Here is a 26077-nt window from a genome sequence, read left to right as displayed (position 1 = left end):
CTAACTAAAGCAACTAGATTTATTAAATAGCTTAATCAAGCAATAGTGAATTTTGCAAACAAAGGCAAATGATCAGATAACGTTCGCCACGGCTTACCACTAAAACACTGTGCCTTTTCAACTTTTAAACCACGAAAATAGACCCTATCAATACATAATGTTGGTTTTAATGCAGGAAAAGATCGGGCGTGTTGCCCTTCTAAAACTTTAAAAGCTTCTTGAATGCCTAATGCTTCTGCTAGAGGCCTAGATAAATGCATCTGCCAGTCATTAAAATCACCCGCCATTAAAAGAGGCTCGTTATCAGGAATCACTTCTATAATCCGATTAACTAAAGCCCGGCATTGAGAAGCACGCTCTGCTTTAAATAATCCTAAATGCACACATAATAAGTGTAAAATTTGGTTATTATCTAATTTTATTTGTCCATGTAATATGCTTCTAGAAGCGCGATTTTGTCTCGATAAGTTAATATTTTCAAAGCTCACAAAGGGATATTTACTTAAAATAGCATTACCATGGTGTCCAGACTGATAAATAGCATTTTTAGCATATAAATAATGCGGCCAATCTTTCTCAGCAATATATTCAAACTGTGGTAGATTAGGCCAGGTTTGAATCCTTTGAGCCCGCCGTTGATGGAAACCCTGGACTTCTTGTAGAAATACAAAATCAGGATTTAAATTAGATAATGCATAGCGCATTTCAGGTAGCAAAAATCTTAATTTGCCAACTCCAAAACCTTTGTGAATATTATAAGTTACCAGCGACACACTTTGTCGCGGTTGCTTCATAATTAATAACCTTCAATAAACAGATTTAATAAGCATAACATTAATAATTTCTTTTTAAAGTAGTAAGTATTAATTTAATAGTTTAGTTTATTAAAATGTCATCAATAAATTATAAGCATCTTAAAAATTATAAGCGTCTTAATTTCGTCACAAAAATAAAATTATTTTATGTCACAAGATTTGAGATAAATTTTAAATTATGTTAGCTTGTATATGTTGTCAATGAAAATGAGGCAAAATTTAAATATAGATCGTGATGTAAATAAGGAGAGAGCTATGAAGCAATCTTGGTTAAAAGAAATTATATGTCTTACTAGTGCTGCCGTATTTAGCGGACTAGTCTACTCTTCCTCAGATGAACTAAGTTTGAATGACGGCTTACCTATTATGGTTGATAGTAGGACAGAACTTAATGATATCCATTTAAAAGACGATACCGTAACGTTCACTTATCAAATTAAAGATATTAATGTTGAACAAGCATTAGAGATAAAAGATGATAATAAAGCTATTATTGAACAAAACGCTTGTGAGGATGAACAAATTAAAGATTTATTTTGTAAAAATTTTCATGTCAATTTTGTTTATTGGATTGAAAATAAAAAAATCCTTGAAGTTCCTGTTGATAAACACCTTTGTCAAGTTCGGCAAAATCAAATTGCTTAACATAATTATTAATAAGAGTTAAGTTGTAACTTAACTCTTATCTTTGAAAGGCAATCCCTTTTTCTGTCATTTCTTCTATTTCATCAGCCATTGATTCCAATGCATCCACGAGGTTTGCATTATGTAGATTTAATACCTTAGTTGAAGGTTTATAATTTTTAATATTATGACTTCTTAAAGCGAGTCTTTGATCACCAGAAATAGGTTTAAAAAATCCTGAGGTTAAACGGGGTGAGATTGCATCATAATTATTAACGGTAGGATAACAGGCCGTTTCTGTTTGACTTATTTTTAACCAAAGTGGGTACTTAACTGGTTGTTGTAGCGGTGGAATTTTAAGCGTTCCCTCAAAATAAAGCTTGCCCAACTCATAGTCATTATCTACTTTGAGATAGCTACTTGCTTCCGATTCCGAGGTTATGATACACGCCTGATGATAATAGACAGATCCATCCTGACTAAGCTGAATACTGATATATGGAGAATTTCCTATATGATACTTAACTTTCATATGCAAATAAAATAATTAAACTTAATGTTCTTTATTATTACATAAGTGATAATAATTAGTCAACTATTAACATCAGTTCAGTATTTTAGTGATAAGAGTACATTTATAATCTAATAGCTTCTGCAGAAATTTAATTGGTAAAAAAATAGCATTTATTGCAAAATTAATTATGCTCGATAAAAAGCGATAATATTATGGATGAGTTCAAATTAAATATCCCAGGCTTTACTATTGCTATTAAAACATGGGGATCTAAAAATTTACCGCCCCTATTAGCCATTCATGGCTGGTTAGATAATGCTAATTCTTTTGAGCTACTTGCGCCTTATCTTGCTAAAAAATTCTACGTCATTGCTATCGACTTACCCGGGCATGGATTATCTTCGCATTTATGTGAAGGTGGTTATTATCACTTTATCGATGGCGTTTTTACTTTAATTAATATTATTGACGCACTTCACCTCAAAAAGGTTCACTTATTAGGCCATTCTCTAGGAGCTTGTTTAGCGAGTATATTAGCAGGTGTTGCTCCAGCACGTATTTCTACTGTTACCTTGATTGAAGGGCTTGGGCCCTTTTCCCGCCCTGAAGATACTTGCCGCGAGCAGCTATCAGCTTATCTATTTAAAATTATTGAGAAAAAACATCCTAAGCCTAAATTATATTCTTCCTTAGAATTAGCAGCTAAAGCCAGAGCTGCTCGTGGATTTCTGTCGCTCGATCTAGTGCGCCTTTTATGCCCACGTGGAATAAGTGAAAGCAATGGTAAATTTTACTGGCATCATGATCGCCGCTTAGTATATACAAGCCCCTTGCGTCTTACAGAAGCCCAAGTTATTTCTTGTCTCTCTGGCATTACATCGCCGACATGCTTAATCCTTGCTGAGCAAAGCTCCTTATTTAATGAAGCTGATATTCAGCAAAGAATTATGGCTGTTAAAAATTTAAAGCTCATTAAAAAAAATGGTGGACATCATTTGCACATGGAGAATCCAAGCGTTGTAGCACAACACTTGGATGATTTTTATAGAAGTGTCTAGTAATTAATCACAAGAATTAGCGTCAATTCCTACTTTCTTTAATGAAGCCTTAACACCTTCCAGCTCAATACCAAGATCTTTTGCTGCGCTCAATACACCACAACCACCTTCAGCAAAAGTTGAATAAGGTATCCAGTAATCCATATTTGCTTTAACCATAACATCAAACGCTTTACGAGCATCAAAGCCTGGAAGATTAGCTATTAAATAATATAGTCGGTTAAATACACCACTTGAGTAGTGAACATCTAAGCCACCATAATAATCATCAGCTGTGTCAATAGAGGTGCCATCACGGCTTGGTACATCCATAAAACGTAGTGCTTCATAACCGCTACTTTCTTTCATAATTTCTGCGCCAATCTGCCAGCTTGCTTTGCCCACTGAATAAAATTCAGCAGCTTGGGCTGCCATGTCAGAAAATGACTCATTCATGCCACCTGACTGACCATAGTATTCCAAGTTAGAATGTTGTTCAGTAAAGCCGTGACTAATTTCATGAGCACCAACGCCAAGTGAAACAAGAGGATACATCATGTATTCACCATCCCCGAAAGTCATTTGCCGACCGTCCCAATAAGCATTCTCATAGCCATCGCCATAGTGAACACGCATAACTAATTGCATCGGCGAGCCGTCAGATTTAGAAAGTGCGTTAATGCCGTACCACTCTTTATACATATGATTGATTACATAACCAGCATAATGAGCATCGTTGGTAGGTGAATAAGCGCCATTTTCTTTATCATAACCATCAGCTTTATAACCTGTCCAATAGATACCATCTTTACCAGTAGTATCTTTACAGTCAAATGTCATAGGATTATTTCTAGAAGAATAACGATGCTCCATATCCACTACGCGTACGCCATCATTTTCCATATAGCATTTAGCTGAATCAGAATCGCGGGTTATTTCAAGATAGGCTAATTCATCACCATATGAAAATCGACCTACTTTCTTATTACCACCATAACCTTTACCCTTTACTGCTGAACGTTCAGTTTTTACATCATTCCACTGAATAAAAGGTAGATGAGTCGTTGCATCAATTATTGCGGTTGGCCTTTCAGGAATTTTATCTTGATGAGTAACAAATACGCTAACTCTATAAGCCCAATGCGCTTTTGAATCTTTATCAATATAGACGATTGGTTTTACTGTTTCCTCACTTACAAGTTGATTAGCAAATTGAGCTTTAAATTGTTGTAATGCAACTGCAGCATTTTTAACAAATGTTGGTGATGGTTTACCAAGCTCACCTTGTAAGCCTTCATAAACAACACCATTCATCTTTACATAAGAATCATGTTTATCCGCTAAAATTGTCTGCGCTGCTTGTGGCGTATGGATAATAGCATAACCGCCAACCACTAAAAACCCTTCATATTGTTGCTGCATACGAATGTGAGTAACTTTATTTTTATCTGTATGCTGCTTAACGAAATTTAAGCTATTAGTAGAAAATAGTTTTCTCTCTGCAATACTAAGAGTAAATTGCTTCTTAATTGCTGCCAAAGAGGACTTATTTAAATGAATAGGTTCGGCTGCTTGTACAGAGGAAACCACAGTAAGCGCTAAGCAAGCTGCTGCAATAGGTGATAAATAAAAATTTGAGTGCATTAATCTTAACTCCTTCAGTTAATACACATGAAGCAAATCCATTTAGAATGCTCACGTTGTTAATCTTATCCATGTGTGCATAACTCATCCTCCATTTACAATAAAGTCCTTTGATTGTTGTACTATTCCTTTTACCGCTCGAAATGACAGGTACAACAAATAAGCTTACTTTGTTATTAAAATGGTTGACTCATAACATCCTAGCTATGAACAAGCATGGTAACAAAAGCAATTATTAGGTGCCTATTTTAATTGCATCGTAGAATTTAAGACTAAGAGGTTGGCCTTACTCTCGAATTCAAGGACGTAATTCTAACAGGTATAGAACAAACTACCATAATTTTTTAAATTTTAAAATCAGAAACTTAATTTCCAGACTATAAGCTATTCAGTTTGCTTTTTTGTTAATACAAAGAGGAAAAAATAAATTTAATAAGAAATCTTAGACTCCTTATGCTTGTTTTTAGTACAATAAAATTTGCCTTTTGAAGATATAAGCGCAATATTAAGTTTAAAATGAGTCAATAACATACGAGAACTAATATTATGTTAAACCTATGAGCACAGATAGAGCTTAACAAAAGAGCGTTATAATTAGAATTAGCTGAATTAAGTCACTTAAATTATGAGCACTATTACTAAAAACATCGATGAAGCAATTATTGAATTAAAGGCTGGAAATCTTGTTGCAATACCTACTGAGACCGTTTATGGTCTAGCAGGTAGTGCTGAAGATGAAGCAGCTATCTTAAAAATTTTTGCTCTTAAAAAGAGACCTATCAATCATCCGTTAATTATGCATGTTGCTAAAAACTCGGATTTAACTAGATGGGCTACATCAATCCCCGCTTATGTGCAAAAACTAATTGATACATTCTGGCCGGGTCCTTTAACTATTGTACTAAATTGTCAACCTAATGCAGTTAACCCTTTGATTACAGGTAACCAAAAGACGGTTGCAATTCGTTGCCCTAAGCACCCTGTCACTCAATCATTGCTTGAGGCGCTAAATTTTCCTCTTGTGGCGCCCTCAGCAAACCCTTTTGGCAAGATTAGCCCTACCACAGCCCTTCATGTACAGCATAGTTTTAGTAATCAACATCTATTAATATTAGACGGTGGGCGCTGTGAAGTGGGTATTGAATCAACTATTGTTGATGCTACTTCTCCTACTCACTATCAAATATTACGACATGGATTAATTGACGAGCAATCTATTCAAGAAGCGGTAGCAATAGAAATAGCGAAAGATGAGAGAGATATCCGCGTGTCTGGGCGTTTATTAACCCATTATCAGCCAGACAAACCACTTTATTGTTTCTCTGCAGCGCATGAATTGGATCACTTATTAAGCTTATATCCTAATGCTTACATTTTTTCATTTAGTAAAGATTTAAATTTAAATAGACCCTTTTACTATCAATTTTCGTTAAATCCTAAAGAAGTTGCTTACGAACTTTATTATCAGCTTCGTCATGCAGATAACTCACAAGTTTCCACCATTCTAGTAGAGTTACCGCCAGAGGAAAAAATTTGGAAAGGTATTAAAGAACGCTTATTAAAAATGGTTAATCGGCAAGCCGATAGAACATAATTTGAATAATTCGGCAATATTTGTGAAAATAAATGTTAAAATTATAGTTATATAGATAAATTGGAATACACATGACCGACTTACAAAAACCTTACAAAAAATTATATCGCTCCCGTATTGAAAGAAAGATAGCTGGTGTCTGCGGCGGGTTAGCAATTTACTTTAATATGGATCCTCTTTGGATGAGGCTGTTATTTGTTCTTTTCTTTCTTATTGGTGGCTCAGCGTTTTTACTTTATATTATTTTATGGCTTCTTGTCCCACTTGAGCCAACAACACTGCCTCCATCAGGAGATTGGAAACCTTAAATAATTTTTTTCGTAAAAAAGTAAATACATCTATACCTCTTGCCTTTGAAGAGACTGGTTTTTTTACGACTTAATTTTTGTTTCTAAGCAATTTTAAGAAGCGTGAGTAATTCTATTGCAAGTTTTTTAAAATTAGAAAAAGTAAAAATCCAGTACCTTCAATGGCGAGAGGTATATCACTATTGCAGGCTCTAATAAACTATAGTGCGCTATATTACACCATGGTGGCTAGCTCATTTTAGATTTTATAGATCGTGACTCTTACTTTTAAATTTAATTCCATGAATTCGACATAAAAAGCTCCCTTAGAGCTCAATTTTAGATAAATGCTTTACATGAAACTCCTATTTGTTAGTGAAATTACATTAATTAAAATAAATTTTTCTAAAACATGGTAACAATCATGCTTAGATCTTGCCGATATCATCTAAGTTCTAGACATTAGCCCTAACTTCAGGCAGAATCGCAAAAACATTGTTTAGTTCACCCAAAATGAGAAAAATTTTAGTTTTACATGGACCTAATTTAAACAGACTAGGTACTCGCGAGCCTTCTGTATACGGTTCAACAAACCTGGCAGATATTAATAGTAATTTGCGCAAACTAGCAGCAGATAACGGCTGGGACTTAAGTTGTTTTCAAAGCAATAGTGAAGCAGCATTAATTGAAGCTATTCATCAAGCTGCTGATGCTGGTATTAATTACATCATTATTAATCCAGCTGCTTTTACACATACTAGTATCGCGCTTCGTGATGCATTAAGTGCAGTGGCTATACCTTTCTTTGAAGTACATATTTCCAATATTTATGCGCGTGAGCCCTTTAGACATTATTCTTATTTGTCTGATGTTGCTCAAGGTGTCATAACAGGATTTGGTGTTAAAGGCTACCGATTAGCCCTACAAGCCATTTTAGAAGAATCTAATTAAGAGAGAGCTATATTAATGGATATCCGCAAAATCAAAAAACTTATTGAATTGTTGGAAGAAACAGGTATTTCAGAAATAGAAATTAAGGAAGGCGAAGAGTCGGTTCGCCTAAGTCGTTATAGTTACCCTCCTGCCGAAGTAGCGCCACCTCGTTATATCACTGCCCCCCAGCCTAATTCTCAAACAAATATACCACCGCAAACTGAATCAACAACATCTTCTATAGCTGAAGTAAAAACAACACAAAATTCAAGATTAGGACATCAAATTCGTTCTCCTATGGTCGGTACAATGTATACTTCTCCTTCACCTGATGCGCCTCCTTTTGTAACCGTCGGCCAGATGGTAAAAGCAGGCGATACGTTATGTATTGTTGAAGCAATGAAAATGTTTAATGAGATTGAAGCTGACAGAGCCGGTAAAATTGTCGAAATCTGCGCAAATAATGGTGATCCGGTTGAGTATGACCAAGTGTTATTTATTATTGAGTAAGGAAGTTGTGCATGCTTAACAAAATTGTGATTGCTAATCGTGGTGAAATCGCTTTACGTATTTTGCGTGCCTGTAAAGAACTTGGTATACAAACAGTTGCTGTTCATTCAAGTGTCGATAAAGATTTACTTCATGTGCGACTAGCTGATGAAACGGTCTGCATTGGTCCTGCACCTTCACAAAAAAGCTACTTAAATATTCCTGCAATTATTTCGGCTGCTGAAATAACCGACGCCGTTGCTATCCATCCTGGTTATGGATTTTTATCAGAAAATGCTGATTTTGCTGATATTGTTGAGCAAAGTGGCTTCACATTTATTGGCCCTCATAGTGATACTATTCGTTTAATGGGTGATAAAGTATCAGCAATTACTGCTATGAAAAAAGCGGGAGTTCCTTGTGTTCCAGGTTCAGATGGCCCCTTATCAGAAAATGATCAGGAAAATTTAAGACTTGCCAGAGAAATTGGTTACCCTATTATCATTAAAGCTGCTGGCGGTGGCGGCGGTCGCGGTATGCGTGTTGTTCATACTGAATCAAATTTGCTAAATGCGATTACTTTAACACGCAGTGAAGCAAAAGCGGCCTTTAATAATCCTACAGTGTACATGGAAAAATTCTTAGAAAATCCCCGCCATATTGAATTTCAAGTACTGGGCGATGGAAAAGGAAAAGCAATACACTTAGGGGAACGCGATTGTTCTATGCAAAGACGACATCAAAAAGTAGTAGAAGAAGCTCCTGCGCCCGGAATCTCTAAAGAATTGCGACAAGAAATTGGGGATCGCGTCGTAAAAGCCTGCTCAGAATTAAAATATCGAGGGGCTGGGACTTTTGAATTTCTTTATCAAGATGGCTGCTTTTATTTCATAGAAATGAATACACGTATCCAGGTTGAGCATCCTGTTACCGAGATGATTACAGGTATTGATTTAATTAAAGAGCAAATTAAAATTGCCAGTGAAGTACCTTTCACATTAAAGCAAGAAGACATTCAGTTAAATGGCCATGCTATTGAATGTCGTATCAATGCAGAAGACCCCCGAACATTTATGCCCTCTCCAGGAGCTATTCGCTTATTACATCAACCCGGCGGGCCAGGTATTCGCTTTGATTCTCATATCTATAGTAGCTATATCGTACCACCTAATTATGATTCGATGATTGGTAAATTAATTAGTTATGGCAAAACACGTAAAGAAGCTATTGGCCGCATGCGTAATGCGTTAGATGAAATCATTATTGAAGGCATCAAAACGAATATTGAATTACATCAGCGAATTATGCATGATAAGGGCTTTGTAGAAGGTGGGACAAATATTCATTACCTAGAGTCGATGTTAAAGGAATCTTAAATTGTGTGGTATCAGCTAGAAATTGAAGTTTGTCGGCCTGATGAAGTAGATAATTTAAGCGATATACTTGAAACAAGTGGCGCGTTATCAATTACTCTAAGCGATAAAAATGATGATCCGGTTCTAGAGCCACTACCAGGCGCTACTCCCTTATGGCCAGAAGTAACAATTAAAGCGCTCTTTCTATACGAAGAAATAGCACAAGAGCTCGCTTATAACTTATCTAAGCTGTATACCCACTTACAGATAAATATTTCTACATTGCCCGATCAGGATTGGGAAAGAGCATGGATGGATGATTTTAAACCACAATGCTTTGGTGAGCGTTTATGGGTTTGCCCATCTTGGATTGATCCGCCAAAACCTATGGCAATCAATTTAATTCTCGATCCAGGACTTGCCTTTGGCACAGGAACTCACCCTACCACTCAACTTTGCTTAACTTGGCTTGCCAAAGCAGATTTGTCTCATAAAGTCATTATTGATTACGGCTGTGGTTCAGGTATTCTAGCTTTAGCTGCTTTAAAATTAGGTGTCCAACTGGCGCATGCCGTTGACATTGATCCACAAGCATTACAAGCTACCCAAAGTAATGCGAAAGTTAACCAAATTAATGAACAACAATTGATTATAACTACGCCTGATAAGCTTACCGATAAAGCTGACTTACTTATCGCCAATATTCTTTTAACACCTTTATTGCAATTGAAGGCTAAATTTAAACAATTGCTCAATAAACAAGGAATATTAGTCGTTTCAGGTATTTTAAATGACCAAGCAGCCACCTTAATAGAAGCTTACAAAAATGATTTTGTTCATCAGCAAACGGATAATTTAGCGGATTGGTCATTACTTGTATTTACAAGTCGCTAAATCAAAATACCTATGGCCTTGCCTACTAATCTTTAGATAAGGCGCAAGTGACTGAGGCGAAGGAGTGTATAGGAAATACATGACTTAGAGCCGAGCGAACTTGCAACGCTGTATAAAGCTTAGCGGACAAGGCTATATTAAAAATTACATAATTGGAGAAGTACATGCTCCCTTTTAGCCCTAAAAGAGCGTTATTAAGTGTTTCAAATAAAAATGGATTAATTGAAATAGCTACTACACTTCATAAGCATAATGTTGAATTAGTTGCTACAGGAAATACTGCTGCTTTGCTACGTCAAGCCAGTCTTCCTGTTACCGAGGTTAGCGATTGCACCCATTTCCCTGAAATCTTAGACGGGCGTGTTAAAACTTTACATCCTGCTATTCATGCAGGTTTACTAGCACGTGGAAAACAAGATCAACACATCTTAAAGCAGCATGCCATTTACCCTTTTGATATTTTGATTGTTAATCTCTATCCGTTTGAGCAAGTTATTAGTGATCCTGATTGTAAATTTTCAGAAGCAATTGAAAATATTGATATTGGTGGCCCTGCAATGATTCGAGCAGCAGCTAAGAATCACGCCTATCTTACGGTTATTGTTAGCCCCCATGATTATCAGGAGTTAGCGGAGTATGTTAATTTAAAGAAAATACCTAAAGACTGGCGCTTTAACCTAGCAAAAAAAGCATTTGTTCATACTGCTGCCTATGATGCAGCTATTTCTAATTATCTTAATGCCTTAAATGATGAAAAAACACCTAGTGGCTTTCCTACTGTTTTAACTTGTCAATTTAACAAACAGTATGATCTTCGCTATGGGGAGAACCCTCACCAACAAGCTATTTTCTATACAGATAAAAATGCGTCGCCAGGCTCCCTCGCTCTTGCTAAAGTTATTCAAGGTAAAGCACTTTCTTACAATAACTTATTAGATGCTGATGCAGCTCTAGATTGCGCACGTGCTTTTTCAACAACTACTTCAGTCTGTGTCATTGTTAAACATGGCAATCCCTGCGGTATTGCTTTAGCAGACAGCCAATTACAAGCTTATCAACGAGCCTACCAAACTGATCCCGTATCAAGTTACGGTGGTATTTTAGCTTTTAATCAGTGTCTAGAAGAAGAAACAGCTTGCACCTTGCTTGCAACCCAATTTGCTGAAGTGATTATTGCACCAATTATTAGTGACGCTGCAAAAAAGATTTTCGCAACCAAACCCAATATTCGAGTTTTAGAAATCGGTAATTTACCTGTAAGTGATCAATTCAAACTTGATATGCGGCATATTGATGGTGGTTTTTTAGTTCAAGAACATGATAATTTTCCTATTGATATCGACAAGTTTACTACTGTCACAGAGAAAATTCCTACTCAGCAACAAAAACAGGATTTACTCTTTGCTTGGCAAGCTGTTAAGTATGTTAAATCTAACGCCATTGTATTAGCCAAAGATTTAGCAACTATTGGAATAGGTGCAGGTCAGACAAGTCGCGTTATGAGCACACGTATCGCATTATGGCAAGCAGAGCAAGCAGGCTTTTCTAGTCGAAGTGCCATCTTAGCATCTGATGCTTTTTTTCCTTTTCCAGACAGTATTGAGCTAATTGCTAAAACGGGTATCACAGCTATTATTCAACCAGGTGGTTCTATTCGCGATGAACAAATTATCGCAGCGGCTAACTCAGCAAACATTGCCATGATATTTACAGGAACAAGGCATTTTAAGCATTAGAAGATAGGCTAAGGATAGTTCAGACAAGCTGTTAATCTCTTAGAGCAGAAAAAAACAATTAATTTTATTGACTGATCAATATACATGAAGAATAATCATTGATCACTGAATTTAATTGTTCAGTTTTTTGTCATTTGTAAACGTAATTTTAAATTACGAAGAGGTTCATCATGCTTACCAAAATAGAAATCCACCACCTTATAGCAGTTTGTCAATTAATTGGTAAACTAGGCCTCGATAATGGAGTAAGCGCTCAAATACCTAAAATCCATATCGATATATTACAACCACCCAATGATTTTATAGGAGTTAATACCAATCCAGCCATCTTTATTAACAAATATACTTATCAGCTTTTAGGCAGACTTCATCCAAACTGGATAGTGAATCAGACAATTGCTGTTAAAGCAACTTTACTAAGTCAACCTAAGCTTGAAATTATCGGCGCCCTTATTCATGAAGTAGGACATGCCTTTAATGTCACAGCAAATATAGCAAATACAGAAGAGAATGCTTATATATTTGAAATTGAAGTCTTATGTAAATTATTTGCCTCAAAATTAGCATTTCTTGACGAAGTTTCTAGTAAAGATCTAAAAACTTATTTTGAATCTCGCCTTCCTTATTACAAAAAATGTATTGCTACTAATAATTACCTTACGAAATTAGTCGAACAAATTAGTAAGCAATTTAATTTAAGCTTAACGCATTATACACTACCTATACTTCAATCAGGAAATAGTACCCTTAGCAAGCTCATGTTTTTTCAAGGGAAATATAAATTAGAAGATGAAATTGTGGTGTCCAATTTAACCCTATCTTAATTAAATTTTGTAGGTAAGGTTGTTAACCATGACCTTACCCCTATAAATGTCTATATTGCAAAACTTCTTTTTAACTACGCCAAATAAGGAATTGATTGCTAGAGAAAAATCGTCTGGTAGAGGAAAAGTACTCTTTGTTAATTTACCATTGACTAGATTGTTTTCATAAACAGACGCTATGTTTTTACATATATTCCTCCGCTATTTTGCAACTGATATGCTGAAATTACCTATACTAACAGCTGTTCCTAATGTAATAGGTGGAATTATTATATATCTTCAGAAAGTTATGGCGATGTTTCACTACATTATTGGTTATTTTTTGACGCAAAGTTAAATTTACTACGTCAAGCTAAACAAAAAATTGGCGTTGGCTTTATCGATTCTAAATATGATTTAGATCATCAAATCCAGCGGGATATTCCGTGGCTATTTACTAATAATACAGAAGCGATTAGTTTTTATTTGAAGAAGCGACGAGAAGGTAATTTTAACGTAATATAGAATACCTCTTCGCTTGGGCTGGTCATATTTAGCATATCTTGCAAGAGTGTAAGAGCTTAGATCCCTCTGCTGGCAGTGGCACAAACGGTCAGATTTGTACACAGATTGTGAGAAATTATTTCTAGAATGGCTTATACTCGTGTGATTTCTAAGGCGTATAATAAAAAGGATTGGGAAGCTTAAAATTTTTTTCAGAAAAGCCGCCTACAAAATCACTGTCTTGATCACCTAAATTCAACACAATATCATAACCTTCTGAGGTAATTTTTTGCCTTACTTCTTCTTTGTAACTACTAATGGAATATTTTCCTTCTTTATTTTTATAGCCTGGGGGAATTAAAAAAAGACCATCCCAATGATTAAAGCCGACATTCTTTAAACTTTCGGCTGTAGATTCTAAGCCATCTGTGCTTCTACCAGAAATAAAAAAGACTGCTACGCCATGTTTTTTCGCTTCGTTGTATAAACTGAGCACTTGAGGAATGGCTTTATCCGGAGTTTCAAAAGCCCCAGGGCAAAAATATTTTTGATTTCTACTAAAATCGACTTTTAGTAAAGTAGACAGATTTGAAAGTGCAGTATCATCTATATCTAAAACTATTGCTAATTTTTTAGGCGGAACAATTGATTTATTTGATAAAACACGTGCTTTTAAATAAGCCCTGGCTTGCTCAACGATTCGACTGATATCTCTTTCATAATTTCCGGATTCAATATAATTTAAAATCTGCAGCTTAATAAGACCTAAGTTTGGTGGCTGAGTGGTAGTTTCTGGCGCGCGCGCAAAGACTGACGTATTAATGAAGATATTAAATAAAAATAAAAAATTTACAGGCAATAGGAAAAGATTCTTTCTGTTCATAGTATCACTCAATATAAGAGTTTGACTTTTTAATATAAACGCTATACGTTTAATAAAAGCTCTAATTTTTCTTTTAGTTTTAAAACAATATTATATTGTACTTTCAAAATTATGAAGTGTTAACTTTCCTCTCTAAGTAAGTTATTCCTCTAAATATTTAGGGAGATGAATTGTCAACGTGCTTCCGATTCTGACTTAATTGGCATCAAGTTGATTTTTATGAAAAAATTACTGTTAAATGTAAAATCCATTTTGATTTTTTTATATATGGGGTTAATGATAGCTTTCCCCTTGGGCACATTTATTTTAGTTGGCGTATTGAAAAATATTTTGCCTCATGTGCGTTCAGCAGGTTTGAGCTATCATTTCGAAACTGCCTTGACTTTTTTCTTTATCCTCCTTTATCTAATTATTACATTTTTTCTTACCGTTAATTTTTATTACTGGTATCGGCTGTCTAAACAAATTCTAACAAAAGTCTTATTACTGTTAATTCTTACAGGTGTCGCAGCTGCAAGCATATCTTACTGGTTTTCACCAAGCGGCAATAAGAATAATTTCTATGCTATTACAACAAATAACCGTTTTACGATAGGCCCATATCCTGATTTAAAGTTAATGTATCAATTAAAAGAACAGCGCTATACTACAATCATTTCTCTTCTAAGTAATTTAGTTGTACCTTTTGAGCCTTATTTACTACAAGAGGAAAAAATAAATGCAGCGAAAGCCAATTTGGAGCTAATTCATATACCTATGCTGCCATGGGTTTCAACGAATGATCAGGCAATCAAAGAAATAGAAAAAATTGTAAGAACAACTGATCAAAAGAAATACTATGTACATTGTTATTTTGGCGAGGATCGAGTTTTAATTGCGAAAAGATTAATAGCAAAGCATCTACCCTTTAAAAACACTGCAATAAAAACAAAATCATCTAGCGAAAAAAAATTAGAGTTTAGTCGTGGGCGTGCAATATGGCTGGATAAAAACGTTCTTATGTCGCCCATGATGTCTAATCTGCAAGACTTTATGTATATTATTAATAATTTTAATATTAATACGGTTGTTTCGTTAAATAGCGAAAATTCAGCTTCTGATCCAGTAAATCTAATTAAAGGATCTATACAAAAATACAATTTTAAATTAGTACAATATCCTCTTAAAAGTTATCCGTATGAACCTGAAGAGGTTTTAAAGGCTGCGAATAAAGTTAAGACACTTAAACCCCCTGTATTAGTTTATGATTACTATATGCCTCCATTGTCTGTTATAGCTGAAGGATTTATACAATCTTACACTACTGGCTTGCCATCCATCTCTGCTGCATTGTTTAAAGAGTCTTTAAAAAATGGCAAAGCTCAAACGGTAAAGACCAATTTAGTTATAGGTCCAGAACCGCAAGAGAAGGAATTTGAGTATTTAGGGAACTTGGGTGTTCGAAACTTTGCTTATATAGGTCGTTGTACAAACGTTAAAAAGCCAGAATTTTTTAGAAGAAAAGTTAATAAATTGTCCTGGGAATGTTTTGAATGGGATCGTAAAGGCTTGAGCAAGAGGTTAACCGAAAAAGGACCATGGTATATTTATGGTCCTGATGCAGAAAAAGTAAAAAATAAAATAATAGACCGAGAGTAAGAATATTATACTGGCCTTTAATCAAAAATTTTTGCAACTATTGTAACTTCTATTTAGAGAATGTTACATTACAAAACTGAATGGAAGATTTAAGTTTTTTTAAATTGAGTAAGATGATGATAAATAGGGATATTATAAGCTGTGCTATTAAATTTCTTTTGCTTTGTGCTCCATCTATAGCGCATTGTCAGACTGAATTTCCTTCAGTTACTTCTTACTCTATTAATCCCTATACATATAATATATTAAGCTTAATAATTTTAATTCCTCTTTTTTTAATTCTTTTTATTTTAGGGATTTACGCCGTTAGGCATTATGCTCTCAGCTTCAATAGATTATTTGGTTATCAGCGTAATTTATATGCTGAAATTATGGAATGTAGGTGGCCAACAGTGACCATTTTAATTCCTGCGCATAATGAAGAAAATGTTATTGAATATTTATTATCGGCTTTAGTAGATACCGATTATCCAAAGGAAAAAATTCAGGTTATTGTTATTAATGATCGCTCAACTGACACTACAGGCGATATTGTAGCAACTTATGTAGATAAATGCCCAAATTTATTTACCTTAATTAATCGAACTGAAGGAACTGCAGGGAAATCAGCTGCCTTAAAACATATTATGGATTTAGTGACAGGAGATATTACAGTAGTCTTTGATGCTGATAATAAACCAGGACGTTTCTTTTTAAAAAATATTCTTACGCCTTTTATAGACCCTGAAGTAGGGAGTGTAATGGGGCGTGCAATGCCAGGTAATCCAGAAGTAAACCTCTTAACTCGTCTTTTAGAAATGGAGCGTTCTGGCGGTTATCAGGTCAATCAACAAGCACGTGAAAATTTAATAGGCGTTCCTCAATATGGAGGAACAGCTGGAGGAATCAGGACACAGGCTCTCAGAGAAGTCGGCGGTTGGGATGAAAGATTCCTGGCAGAAGATACTGAAATAACTTTTCGGTTACTAGAGAGTGGATGGAAAACCATTTATCAAAACAACGCAGAATGTTTTGAATTAGTTCCGGATGCATGGCCAGTCCGCATTTCTCAAATCTCTAGATGGGCAAAGGGGCATAATCAGGTTTTGGCACATCATTTCTTAAAAACTATTTTTGGTCGTAATTTAACTTTAGTTCAGAGATTAGATGGGCTTCTTTTATTATTTCTTTATTTAGTATCTCCTTTATTATTTATTGGTTGGCTTTTATTTATCCTGGCTTACTATCTGGATATTGTTCCTGGTGCAAGTACTATTCTAGGCTTTTTAATTATAATTTCTTTCAGTGGCGCTGGTAACTTTACAATTTTCCACGAAATATCGACAGGCATATTTTTAGATAACCTTAGAAACATTAGAGCTAACCGTATGCGCCTTTTGCCATTCAGTTATTTTAATTTCTTTGTGAGCCTAATTGTATTAACAAAAGTATTTATTAAACAAATTACGGTTGATCTATTTAAGAAAGATATTGTTTGGGTGCGAACAGAACATAATTACAGTAAAAATAAAAAGAAATCATAATGAAATTGCCTAAAAAATTATTGCGCTTGCTTGCTGTTAGTTTCTTAACCCTTGTTAGCTATAGCTTTATAGTTAACTTTCTTTACACTCAATCAATAAGAGCTCAGGAAAAAGCAGATGTTTCTGAGACAAAGCCAAAACAAGAATCTGAAGATTTAACAGTAACCGAGTCTAAAGATAATCAAGATATTGAACTTAATGAATTACTTGATTTAAAAGAGGATGGCGCTCAAGTAGAGCAAAGTCCCTTAATGCGCATTAAACCACCTTCAGCGCCTAAGAATTTGGATGAGCTGCTCAAAACATCATCGGAACCAAAAGGCCCACCAGGCCCACCAGGACCGCCCGGGCCTAAAGGGCCACCCGGCCCACCAGGCCCACCAGGACCTAAAGGGCCACCCGGACCACCCGGACCTAAAGGGCCACCAGGAGCTCCTGGGGCTAAAGGACTACCAGGACCTAAAGGGCCACCTGGACCTCCAGGGCCACCAGGACCGCCCGGACCTAAAGGGCCACCAGGACCACCAGGACCTAAAGGGCAGCCAGGAGTTCCTGGAGCTAAAGGATTACCAGGACCTAAAGGGCCACCTGGGCCGCCGGGACCTCCAGGGCCACCAGGACCTCCTGGGGCTAAAGGACTACCAGAGCCTACTAAAGCGCCACCTGGACCACCTGGACCACCTGGACCACCTGGGCCACCTGGACCTCCTGGGCCACCAGGACCAGTGAGTACTAAACCAGCACCTATACAGCCATCAGCTGAAGGAACGTATGTCTATGGAAGGAGGGGCTATATAGAGGCTGGTCATCAACATGGAACTTTAACTGATGGGTTTGATAATATGAGGTCCCAATATGCTAGAGGCTCTATTCAAATAGGTGAGCATGATAGCCTTTTCGCTGAAACAGTTCACAAAGAGCAGTTTTTCCAATCTGGTAATTTTTTTGGGTTAGCAGAGACTCATGATTTTGATCCAAGATGGTATGGAAGAATATCTGCGGGATTTAGTGATCGAAGCGACCTTTTCGCCAGAGTACAACCTGGGGCTACAGTCTATAAAAAATGGTTAGAAAGCAGAAACTTAATAACCTATTTTGGCGCGCGTTGGTATTTTTGGCGCTCGGGTGCAAAAACTAGAGTGTTTAATCCAGGCGTTATTTATTATTTTGACTCGCCTTGGATTATTGAGGCCGGAATTAATTTTAACCGTAGTACGCCGTTTAATTTAAAATCGCGCTCACAATATATTGCAATAACCTATGGCAGGGATAAAGAATATTATCTTACCTTTAAACATAGTTTTGGGAGAGAAGCCTATTCTTCATTGGGGGAAGGCTTTCCTATATTGGGACAAGCCGATACCATGTTGGGGAATAATTTTACTATTTTTAATTTTGGCAGTCGCTCATATAGTCTCACCTGGCGTAAATGGATATCAAAAAATTGGGGTTTTAATGCAGTAGGTATCTATTACAAGAACAAATATTACGAGCGATATGATGTAGCGTTTGGCATTTTTAGAGATTTTTAATATGGATGACAACAAGAAAAGGATCAGTATATTTTTTCCCTTCAGGGCTTTTCATAATCAAGACTTTAATTTTAAAGTCTTGATTTTTCTTTTTCTCCCTCTCCTGTTTAATGGCATTACTTTATATTTACTTCCATATATCACTGCTTTTTGGGGCATAGTATTTGATTTTTTTCTTAATGAATTAGGCTTTGCAAATTCTGTATTATATACAAAATATACGCTTTTTAATTTCGATTTTATACTACCTTCAATTACTCTTAGTGCTGGATCGCCTAGTGCTATACTTTGGTTTTTTACTCTCGTTCTGATATTAGTTTTATTTTTATTGTCATTTCTAATATCAGAGCCTTTTACTCCCCTGAAATATTTATTTAGAGCTTTTCTATTTGTTCTCGCTACTTCATTATTATACTTTTATATCAGTCCAGCTTACTTTCCTTATGACATTGAGATATACACAAGAGTTGGAATGATGCAAATTCTATCTTTACTCTTTTTTATACCCTGGATATTTGCTTTAACCTATTACCTCTTTGGTTATAAATTTATAAGAAAAATAGTAATGACCGCTATTGTTCTAATATATTTTATTATTTTTGGCCCATTTCAAAATTTATTAAGCGCCTACATTATTCATAAATTCTCTTTGCTTTATATGAGTGTTTTATACATATTTTTTGGTCTCTTAATAGATATCTTTATCTTAATAGCGTTTTACGGTTTTGCTCTAAGCATAGAGCCAAGACTTCTGAAATACATGAAGGATTAGTTTTTTTCATAAAACATCGGATTTTAATATTATGTGGATCTTAATAATTATTTTTATTTGCCTGACTCTCTTTATAATACCTTTTATACCTGCTATCTATGAATGGCAAAAAAAGACTGATGCTGGATCTTTTTTTTTCAATTTCGAAGATCGCAGTATAGTTTCATACTATAAAAGACAATTTGAACATTACATTGATTCAAATTTCAATGCGATGATTAGCTCTTGTATAAAAGAAGACAAGGAAGAGAAGGGAAAACTAGCTGATGGAACTGAATATTATGTTATAGCAAGCTCACAAGATATCAATTTAAAGGCAACAGATTTAGAAGACGAAAAAACAAAAAAATTAATTTTATTCTGCAAACCGATCGTTACCCCTCCTCAAATTTTTAATGAAGATAAAATTTTTGCTCTAGATTCAATCCATATAGGTAAAAAAAATATTATTTATGATCTTTATGCTAAAAAAGATATTCATTTGGGAGAAGAATCGCAGATAAAAAACTTTATATATAGCGGTTCAGATATTTACATAAGTAAAAATTGTGACTTGTCTTTCTATGCGCAATCTTTAAATAAAATTGAATTTATTGGAAGTGCAACATTTCAATGTTTGATGGCCCCACTTATTCAATTTGGCAATGTAACTGACGCACAGGCTATACCTGAGATAAGTTTTGATAATTATGATTTTAATAACATAGAGAGATTAATTTCCAAGAAAAGTTTAGTCATCGCCCAAAACAGTCAGGTAAAGAAACATTATATTATGAAAAATTCATTACAAATTGAGGAAAACGCGCATGTGACAGGCAATATTAAAGTTTATAAGGAGTTACATATTAATAATAATGTTGTAATTGATGGGTCAGTTATTTGTGAAGGTAATATTTTTATTGGCAATAATTGTAAGATTCAAGGTCCCATAATTACTTATGGAAAAATTACATTTGGTAAAGACTGTATTATCGGAACCCAACAAGATTCTACCAGTGTGGTTGCAGATAAAGTTGTTGTAAGTCAGGGCTGTTTATTTACTGGACTTCTTTTAGCGAAGAGAGGAGGATATTTTAACGTGAATGCGTAACAGTATAGAATCCTTTTACATTCATTAGGTATTCATGGCCATATCCAGGAAGCCTTTTTATAAGAGTAAAAATCCAGATTTTTATACCCAAGGCATAAAGAAAAAAGCTATTACCAGTGGGAAAAATAACATAGTAAAATTATCGTCTAAACCGGGCTGGTTAATTAATTCTGCAATAACTACAGCAGGTATTAAAAAAGGTAAAAACCACCATACTGCACCTAAAAAAAGTGCAGAAAATATCCATACATATGAACTAATTATTATGCCAACTGCAAAGATATTCTTTTGTTGAAACTGAAAAATTCTGAGTTCACCCATTATAATGTCACACAAGCAAGCCGACCAAATAATGGGAGCGCCTATGGCCGCTCCTTTAACCCCTATATTTGGAGCTGTAAGCAATACTAATCCATTTGAAAAAATTAACCACATCCCACCTGAAATAGTTCTCTTCTCATAATCTCGCTGTCCATAGACATTAAAGTTCCCTGTAAATCTTAGCAATTCGAAAGTAATAGCGATCCCCACGAAAAGACTGACTAACTGTTCCCTACTTAGAAAAAAAAGGTTAGCAATTGCTTCTCCATGCCAATAATATAAATAAGGAGTTAGCAGAGAAAAAGCATGAATAAGTCTCCTAAGTAAATGTCCTTTTAAATAAGTAGTATTTTTATACATTTTAATATTGTTCGATTAAAGTGAATGATAATTAATTCCTATACAAATATTTAAAAATGCTTTAAATTATATTTTAAAATTTACGTCATCTTTAATGATTTGTGCATTTTGTTAGCATTTCCATCTTAAATGGATTGTTTCTCTATGAAATTATATATTTTTGATTATTTAGTAGGGTTAAACTCTCCATAGATTTTATTAGCTTTCAATTCTACCAGCTTTGCACTACCTGCTGTAAGTACTTCAACTCGCTTAGTTTTTTCTCTCTTATTATCAAGAGGGCTTTCCTAATGTTGGGCCTCTTCTTGGTTAACATCGAAATCTGCCAGGATTAAATAAAACTTTTTCACAACAGAAATAAAGAATCTATAGTTATCGGATCTAGATAAAATGATTCGTGAATGATTGGAAAGTATCTTCCATACTAGCATTTGCACATTTAGATTTGAATACATGAAATACGGTATTTACCTATCAGGCATGTTATCGGCAGCTTTCAGATGACCTGGCAAATTTCCTCCAGAGGTTTAAAGCTATCCCTATAATGTACTGTTACTATCAAGCGTTTTAAGTCATCTAGATTTAGATTAAACAAGTATATTTAACCTCGCAGTGTGAAGTAAGGTGGTAATTACTGAGTTTCCTGCGAGGTAAATTGTATTTTCAGAGATTTTTCTTGAATCAATGTTTTCTTGTAAAATTTATTAGAGCAAAATTTAAACTGACCAAAGAAGAAGGTTACAAATTTAAATATTTTCCTTAGAAATGCATTTTCCATATTTTTCATACGTAATCCAGCTTTTAAATGAGAAAAAGGATACACTGATAAAAAAGCATTAATGACGTGATAAAAAAAATAATGGTATCGCCTTCAGCAAGGATAGAACTGGTTTCTTCTGACCCTTGTCAAGATAGGTAATAAGTTTCATGATAAAATCAATTATACAAATCTTCTAAGATTGCTATACTATTTCTCTCTTTTCTTGGAACAGATTTTGCTAAGAAATATCAATACTAGACGAAACTTAGGTATAAGGCTGATATAGGGATAATTATCAATCAGTTAGGATTATAGTTTAAAATTTTGGAAAATTTAATGTCTAAAAATAGAGCTTTCTTAGAGAAATTAAAATCAAAACAGGCTATAAAAATCCTGATATTTATTTTTGCCTTATGTTTCTTAATAGTGGTTTATGTTTATTTAAAGAATGTTTTTCAGGAAAAAAATAAGTCTGACTATATAGTCCTATTAATACCTAATCAATATGAAGAAAATAGCTTACTTATTAAGGCTTGGAAAAATATTGCGATTCAACAGGGTATACACTTAAAAATTTTACGTGATGATGATTTTTTAAGGCCTTCATTAAAGCCAACTTCTTTCGCAGGTATTATCTTGGCAGACGAGATACATAAAACCGTCCCTGTCCCGCTTGTAAATCATCTAAAAAAATATGTAAAAAATGGCGGTAAACTTATGTTAATTTACGACGCAGGTACTTTAACACAGGGAAATGTATTTTTTAAGGATAAGGCTCCCTTTTCTGATTTAGTTGGTGTCGACTATGCGTTATATGAAAAATTAGGCCGCTTTACAATACAATCAAGCGAGATTGGTAATACTAAAGAAAATTTGTTAAAGCTCGGTATTCAACCAGGAAAATTTATACCCTTTAATAACCTGGTAAATGGCGGTGAAAGCCAATCTTTCCAAATGATATCAAATTATGGTTACGGACCATTAATTTACTCTTGGTTCAGTTCAAACAAAAAATCGAACAATATTCAAGTCCTACTAAAAACCCCAAACGATAACTTAATTGCTGGACGAAGATCTTATGGAAATGGTGAAGTATTATTTGTAAACCTTCCTTTAACTTTTTTATGGCTACATAGAGACAGTATGCCGCTTAATATCTTTTTACACTATTTTGTTTCTGAGATGCTCCACCTGCCAATTTTAGCAAGTACTCCAAATGGCGTCGGTGGTATGGTTTTAAATATCCAACTGGCTTCTCTAGCCGATTTATACAGCCTTTGGCTTTTAGAAAAAACTGGTCTCTTTAATCAAGGCCCTTATACCGTATCAATAGGTATCGAGGGGTATGATGGAACAGTAAGCAAGGAAAAAAGATTAGACCCAAAAGGAAATAAAATGCTGCAAGATTGGATTAAATTTTTCAAATCTGCTGGTTATTCTTTGGGAATCTATGGAATATCACCAGAAAAGTCGGATCGTTTAGAAACTAATTTAATTAAAAAAACTATTTTTAGAAATTATATTACTGATAGTCAGCAAATTTTAAGCAAATTCTATGATCAAAATATAGTTGAATATAGTCACCCAACAGGTTATCAACCGGATTGGGTTACAGATATCCTTGAACAATTAAATTTCAAAGTAGCTTATAATTATGGGAACTCTGGAGGTTCTCCTCTACAAGAATTATATAAAACCAAGCAAAATAAATTATGGACATTTCCAGCCACGCCACTTGGCAGGTATATTACTTTTTCTGAATTTTTTCAAAATAAAATTTCATCAACAGTCGTTACGAATTGGTTAATTGATACAACTAAATTTGTGGCTCAAAAGCATGTGGTACAATTTATATTCTTTCATCCTAGTAAAGCGAAGAACTATCTAGATTCTATTAGTAAGTGGCTTCAGCTAACAAAACAGTTGCAAAAGAATAATACTTTTAAATGGTATACCATGAAAGAAATAGCAACTTTCTTGGAAGCCAGACAAAATGTTAAGTGGGAAGCCCTAAGAAATGAGACATTCTTGATTCTAGAAGCTAGTCATCCTAACTCATTAGAAAAGCAAGCCTGGTTTATTAATAAGGATATTTGCTTTAAACCTATAATTACTAAAGGGGTTGGGGCGATTCAAGAAGATACGAAACGATGGATTGTCTCAGCTGGGAAAGTTACAAAATTAGGCTTTAAGTGCAAATTAATCAAAGAAAATTAACATTCGAAAGAGATATTAGTTAATATTAATCTCTTCATCAAGAATATGCTCTAAAAAGTTGGTATAAGTCTGTTAGTGTTTTGCTGCTGGTGATACTTTCTATTTTCAGAAAGATTATTTATAAGCTAAGAGATATAAGCTAGGCGATAAAACCTAGCTTTACGTTCTAAAGGCTATTTAATCCAATAAACCTAATGATTTTACCATTTCTCTTTCTTCGCGTAGCTCATTTAACGTTGCTTCAAATTTACTGCGGCCATAATCATTATGCTCTAGCCCTTGAACTACCGTTGATTTTCCTTGCTCTGTGCGGCATGGAAAAGAAAAAATTAAATTTTCATCCACGCCATATTCACCTTGCGAACTGCGACACATAGAGTAAGAATCATTGGTATTCGTATCATTAATTAGATGTTTTACGCCTTCAATCACAGCATTGGCAGCAGAAGCCGCTGAAGAAAGACCGCGTGCTTTAAGGATAGCAGCGCCACGCTGTTGCACAGTAGAAACAAATGTTTCTTTTAACCATGTTTCGTCATTGATTACAACTGCTGCTGACTGACCATTGATTTTAGCATTATAAAAATCAGGATATTGTGTTGAGGAGTGATTACCCCAAATAGTCATATTGGTTACTGATGTAATATCGACATTAGCACGTTTAGCTAATTGGGTTTTTGCCCTTAACTCATCTAGCGTAGTCATAGCGAAAAAACGATCATTAGGAATATCTTTAGCGTGATGCATAGCAATTAAGCAATTTGTATTACAGGGATTACCTACTACAAATACACGAACATCATCAGCAGCATAATCATTAATTGCTTGACCCTGTTTAGTAAAAATACCGCCATTTATTTGGAGTAAATCTGAGCGTTCCATACCTTGCTTACGAGGTACTGATCCCACTAATAAAGCCCAATTAACATCGTTCATTGCTTCATTTAAATCTGAGGTGCAAACAATACGCTTTAATAAGGGAAAAGCGCAGTCATCAAGTTCCATTGCTACCCCATTTAACGCTGGCAGTGCTTGCTCCAGTTCAAGTAATTGCAATTCAACTTCAGTATTAGGCCCAAACATTTGACCTGAGGCAATACGAAATAATAAAGCATAGCCAATTTGGCCAGCGCCGCCAGTTATGGCAACTTTAACTCGATTAGTCATTGTTTTTCCTTTCTAACCATTGTTTAACTAAAAATAGCGCAGCAATACTGCGCGCTTCTGAAAAAGATGGGTGGTTTAGTAATTCGCCATATTCTGCTAGCGGCCATTCCACCACTTCAATAGGTTCAGGCTCATCACCTGGTAGTGAACTTAAATAAAGATCACGAGCTAATACTAATTCAGTATGGGATGTAAAATAGCCAGGTGATAAAGCCATTGACTTTAGCCAGTAGAGTTCTTTTGCTGCAAAACCAACTTCTTCTTGTAATTCTCGATTAGCCGCCACTATAGCTTGCTCACCAGGCTCAATAATTCCTTTAGGAAAAGCAAGCGTATAATCATCAACACCCGCTCCATATTCGCGTACTAACAGGAGACTATGGTTAGCAGTGACAGCAACTACTAAAACTGCTCCTGCGTTACTGTGGCCGCCAACACGTTCATAAATACGTTCTTCACCATTTGAAAAGTGTAATTGTAATTGCTCAATTGTAAATAATTTAGTTTTAGCAATTACTGTTTTCTTTTTACAAATAGGTTTCTGTCTTTTTTCTACTGTCACTTTTTCTCTTTTTGTAAAATTAA

At 35.0% G+C, this 26077-nt stretch carries 23 protein-coding genes; 16 read left to right on the top strand and 7 right to left on the bottom strand.

The genetic code is table 11. From position 1 onward, the window contains the following. Positions 1–35: 35 nt before the first annotated feature. Positions 36–794 (bottom strand): endonuclease/exonuclease/phosphatase family protein, encoded by a 759-nt coding sequence (locus ACQUW5_RS03070; protein WP_444989743.1) that lies wholly within the window; start codon positions 792–794, stop codon positions 36–38. Between the two features lie 276 nt (positions 795–1070). Here ACQUW5_RS03070 and ACQUW5_RS03065 point away from each other — a divergent pair, with 276 nt between their 5' ends. Next, complete coding sequence (locus ACQUW5_RS03065) at positions 1071–1460, top strand: hypothetical protein (protein WP_444989742.1); 390 nt, start codon at positions 1071–1073, stop codon at positions 1458–1460. A gap of 37 nt (positions 1461–1497) precedes the next feature. Here ACQUW5_RS03065 and ACQUW5_RS03060 read toward each other — a convergent pair whose 3' ends face one another. Next, entirely contained in the window at positions 1498–1971 is a 474-nt protein-coding gene (locus ACQUW5_RS03060) for a hypothetical protein (RefSeq protein ID WP_444989741.1), read from the bottom strand. A 194-nt stretch (positions 1972–2165) separates the two neighbouring features. On the opposite strand from ACQUW5_RS03060, the gene ACQUW5_RS03055 reads away from it, so the two are divergent. Then, positions 2166–3011 carry an alpha/beta fold hydrolase gene (locus tag ACQUW5_RS03055; protein WP_444989740.1) on the top strand — a complete coding sequence of 282 codons (846 nt, stop codon included), beginning with the start codon at positions 2166–2168 and terminating at the stop codon, positions 3009–3011. Between the two features lie 3 nt (positions 3012–3014). On the opposite strand, the gene proA is transcribed toward ACQUW5_RS03055, so the two are convergent. Continuing rightward, positions 3015–4634 carry a zinc metalloprotease ProA gene (proA, locus tag ACQUW5_RS03050; RefSeq protein ID WP_444989739.1) on the bottom strand — a complete coding sequence of 540 codons (1620 nt, stop codon included), beginning with the start codon at positions 4632–4634 and terminating at the stop codon, positions 3015–3017. Between the two features lie 625 nt (positions 4635–5259). On the opposite strand from proA, the gene ACQUW5_RS03045 reads away from it, so the two are divergent. The 8 genes from ACQUW5_RS03045 to ACQUW5_RS03010 all read left to right on the top strand — a co-directional run bounded on the left by ACQUW5_RS03045 (position 5260) and on the right by ACQUW5_RS03010 (position 12746). After that, positions 5260–6228: an L-threonylcarbamoyladenylate synthase gene (locus ACQUW5_RS03045; protein ID WP_444989738.1), complete on the top strand. Its 969-nt coding sequence runs from the start codon at positions 5260–5262 to the stop codon at positions 6226–6228. Between the two features lie 71 nt (positions 6229–6299). Then, complete coding sequence (locus tag ACQUW5_RS03040) at positions 6300–6536, top strand: PspC domain-containing protein (RefSeq protein WP_444989737.1); 237 nt, start codon at positions 6300–6302, stop codon at positions 6534–6536. Between the two features lie 492 nt (positions 6537–7028). After that, complete coding sequence (gene aroQ, locus ACQUW5_RS03035; RefSeq protein WP_444989736.1) at positions 7029–7466, top strand: type II 3-dehydroquinate dehydratase; 438 nt, start codon at positions 7029–7031, stop codon at positions 7464–7466. Between the two features lie 15 nt (positions 7467–7481). Continuing rightward, positions 7482–7958 (top strand): acetyl-CoA carboxylase biotin carboxyl carrier protein, encoded by a 477-nt coding sequence (gene accB / locus ACQUW5_RS03030; protein ID WP_444989735.1) that lies wholly within the window; start codon positions 7482–7484, stop codon positions 7956–7958. Positions 7959–7969: 11 nt separating this feature from the next. Next, positions 7970–9313: an acetyl-CoA carboxylase biotin carboxylase subunit gene (gene accC, locus ACQUW5_RS03025; RefSeq protein WP_444989734.1), complete on the top strand. Its 1344-nt coding sequence runs from the start codon at positions 7970–7972 to the stop codon at positions 9311–9313. Positions 9314–9316: 3 nt separating this feature from the next. Then, complete coding sequence (gene prmA, locus ACQUW5_RS03020) at positions 9317–10186, top strand: 50S ribosomal protein L11 methyltransferase (RefSeq protein ID WP_444989733.1); 870 nt, start codon at positions 9317–9319, stop codon at positions 10184–10186. A gap of 164 nt (positions 10187–10350) precedes the next feature. Then, entirely contained in the window at positions 10351–11922 is a 1572-nt protein-coding gene (gene purH, locus ACQUW5_RS03015; protein ID WP_444989732.1) for a bifunctional phosphoribosylaminoimidazolecarboxamide formyltransferase/IMP cyclohydrolase, read from the top strand. A 170-nt stretch (positions 11923–12092) separates the two neighbouring features. Then, complete coding sequence (locus ACQUW5_RS03010) at positions 12093–12746, top strand: hypothetical protein (protein ID WP_444989731.1); 654 nt, start codon at positions 12093–12095, stop codon at positions 12744–12746. A 652-nt stretch (positions 12747–13398) separates the two neighbouring features. Here ACQUW5_RS03010 and ACQUW5_RS03005 read toward each other — a convergent pair. Continuing rightward, positions 13399–14112 (bottom strand): HAD family acid phosphatase, encoded by a 714-nt coding sequence (locus ACQUW5_RS03005; RefSeq protein ID WP_444989730.1) that lies wholly within the window; start codon positions 14110–14112, stop codon positions 13399–13401. Between the two features lie 219 nt (positions 14113–14331). Between ACQUW5_RS03005 and ACQUW5_RS03000 the strand changes: the two genes are divergently transcribed. The 5 genes from ACQUW5_RS03000 (at position 14332) to ACQUW5_RS02980 (ending at position 20667) form a co-directional block, all read left to right on the top strand. Continuing rightward, on the top strand, positions 14332–15750 hold the full coding sequence (locus ACQUW5_RS03000; RefSeq protein WP_444989729.1) for a protein-tyrosine phosphatase family protein: 1419 nt from the start codon (positions 14332–14334) through the stop codon (positions 15748–15750). A gap of 113 nt (positions 15751–15863) precedes the next feature. Continuing rightward, complete coding sequence (locus ACQUW5_RS02995; protein WP_444989728.1) at positions 15864–17273, top strand: glycosyltransferase family 2 protein; 1410 nt, start codon at positions 15864–15866, stop codon at positions 17271–17273. After that, positions 17273–18805, top strand: coding sequence for a YaiO family outer membrane beta-barrel protein (locus tag ACQUW5_RS02990; protein WP_444989727.1), 1533 nt, complete (start codon positions 17273–17275; stop codon positions 18803–18805). Before ACQUW5_RS02995 ends, ACQUW5_RS02990 begins: the two co-directional genes overlap by 1 nt. Position 18806: 1 nt before the next feature. After that, complete coding sequence (locus ACQUW5_RS02985; protein WP_444989726.1) at positions 18807–19577, top strand: hypothetical protein; 771 nt, start codon at positions 18807–18809, stop codon at positions 19575–19577. A 31-nt stretch (positions 19578–19608) separates the two neighbouring features. Next, a complete protein-coding gene (locus ACQUW5_RS02980; RefSeq protein WP_444989725.1) occupies positions 19609–20667 on the top strand; it encodes a glucose-1-phosphate adenylyltransferase in 1059 nt (352 codons plus the stop codon). An 81-nt stretch (positions 20668–20748) separates the two neighbouring features. On the opposite strand, the gene ACQUW5_RS02975 is transcribed toward ACQUW5_RS02980, so the two are convergent. Further along, complete coding sequence (locus ACQUW5_RS02975; protein ID WP_444989724.1) at positions 20749–21348, bottom strand: hypothetical protein; 600 nt, start codon at positions 21346–21348, stop codon at positions 20749–20751. Positions 21349–22432: 1084 nt separating this feature from the next. Between ACQUW5_RS02975 and ACQUW5_RS02970 the strand changes: the two genes are divergently transcribed. Beyond that, positions 22433–24325 (top strand): polysaccharide deacetylase family protein, encoded by a 1893-nt coding sequence (locus ACQUW5_RS02970; RefSeq protein WP_444989723.1) that lies wholly within the window; start codon positions 22433–22435, stop codon positions 24323–24325. A 177-nt stretch (positions 24326–24502) separates the two neighbouring features. Here the strand turns inward: ACQUW5_RS02970 and ACQUW5_RS02965 are convergent, their stop codons facing one another. Together ACQUW5_RS02965 and nudE are read right to left on the bottom strand one after the other, a co-directional pair. After that, positions 24503–25492, bottom strand: a complete 990-nt coding sequence (locus ACQUW5_RS02965; RefSeq protein WP_444989722.1) for a malate dehydrogenase — start codon at positions 25490–25492, stop codon at positions 24503–24505. Then, complete coding sequence (nudE, locus tag ACQUW5_RS02960; protein ID WP_444989721.1) at positions 25485–26054, bottom strand: ADP compounds hydrolase NudE; 570 nt, start codon at positions 26052–26054, stop codon at positions 25485–25487. Before nudE ends, ACQUW5_RS02965 begins: the two co-directional genes overlap by 8 nt. Positions 26055–26077 lie beyond the last annotated feature (23 nt).

Source organism: Legionella pelazae (assembly GCF_052527395.1).
This window is presented reverse-complemented; position numbering and strand designations above follow the sequence as displayed.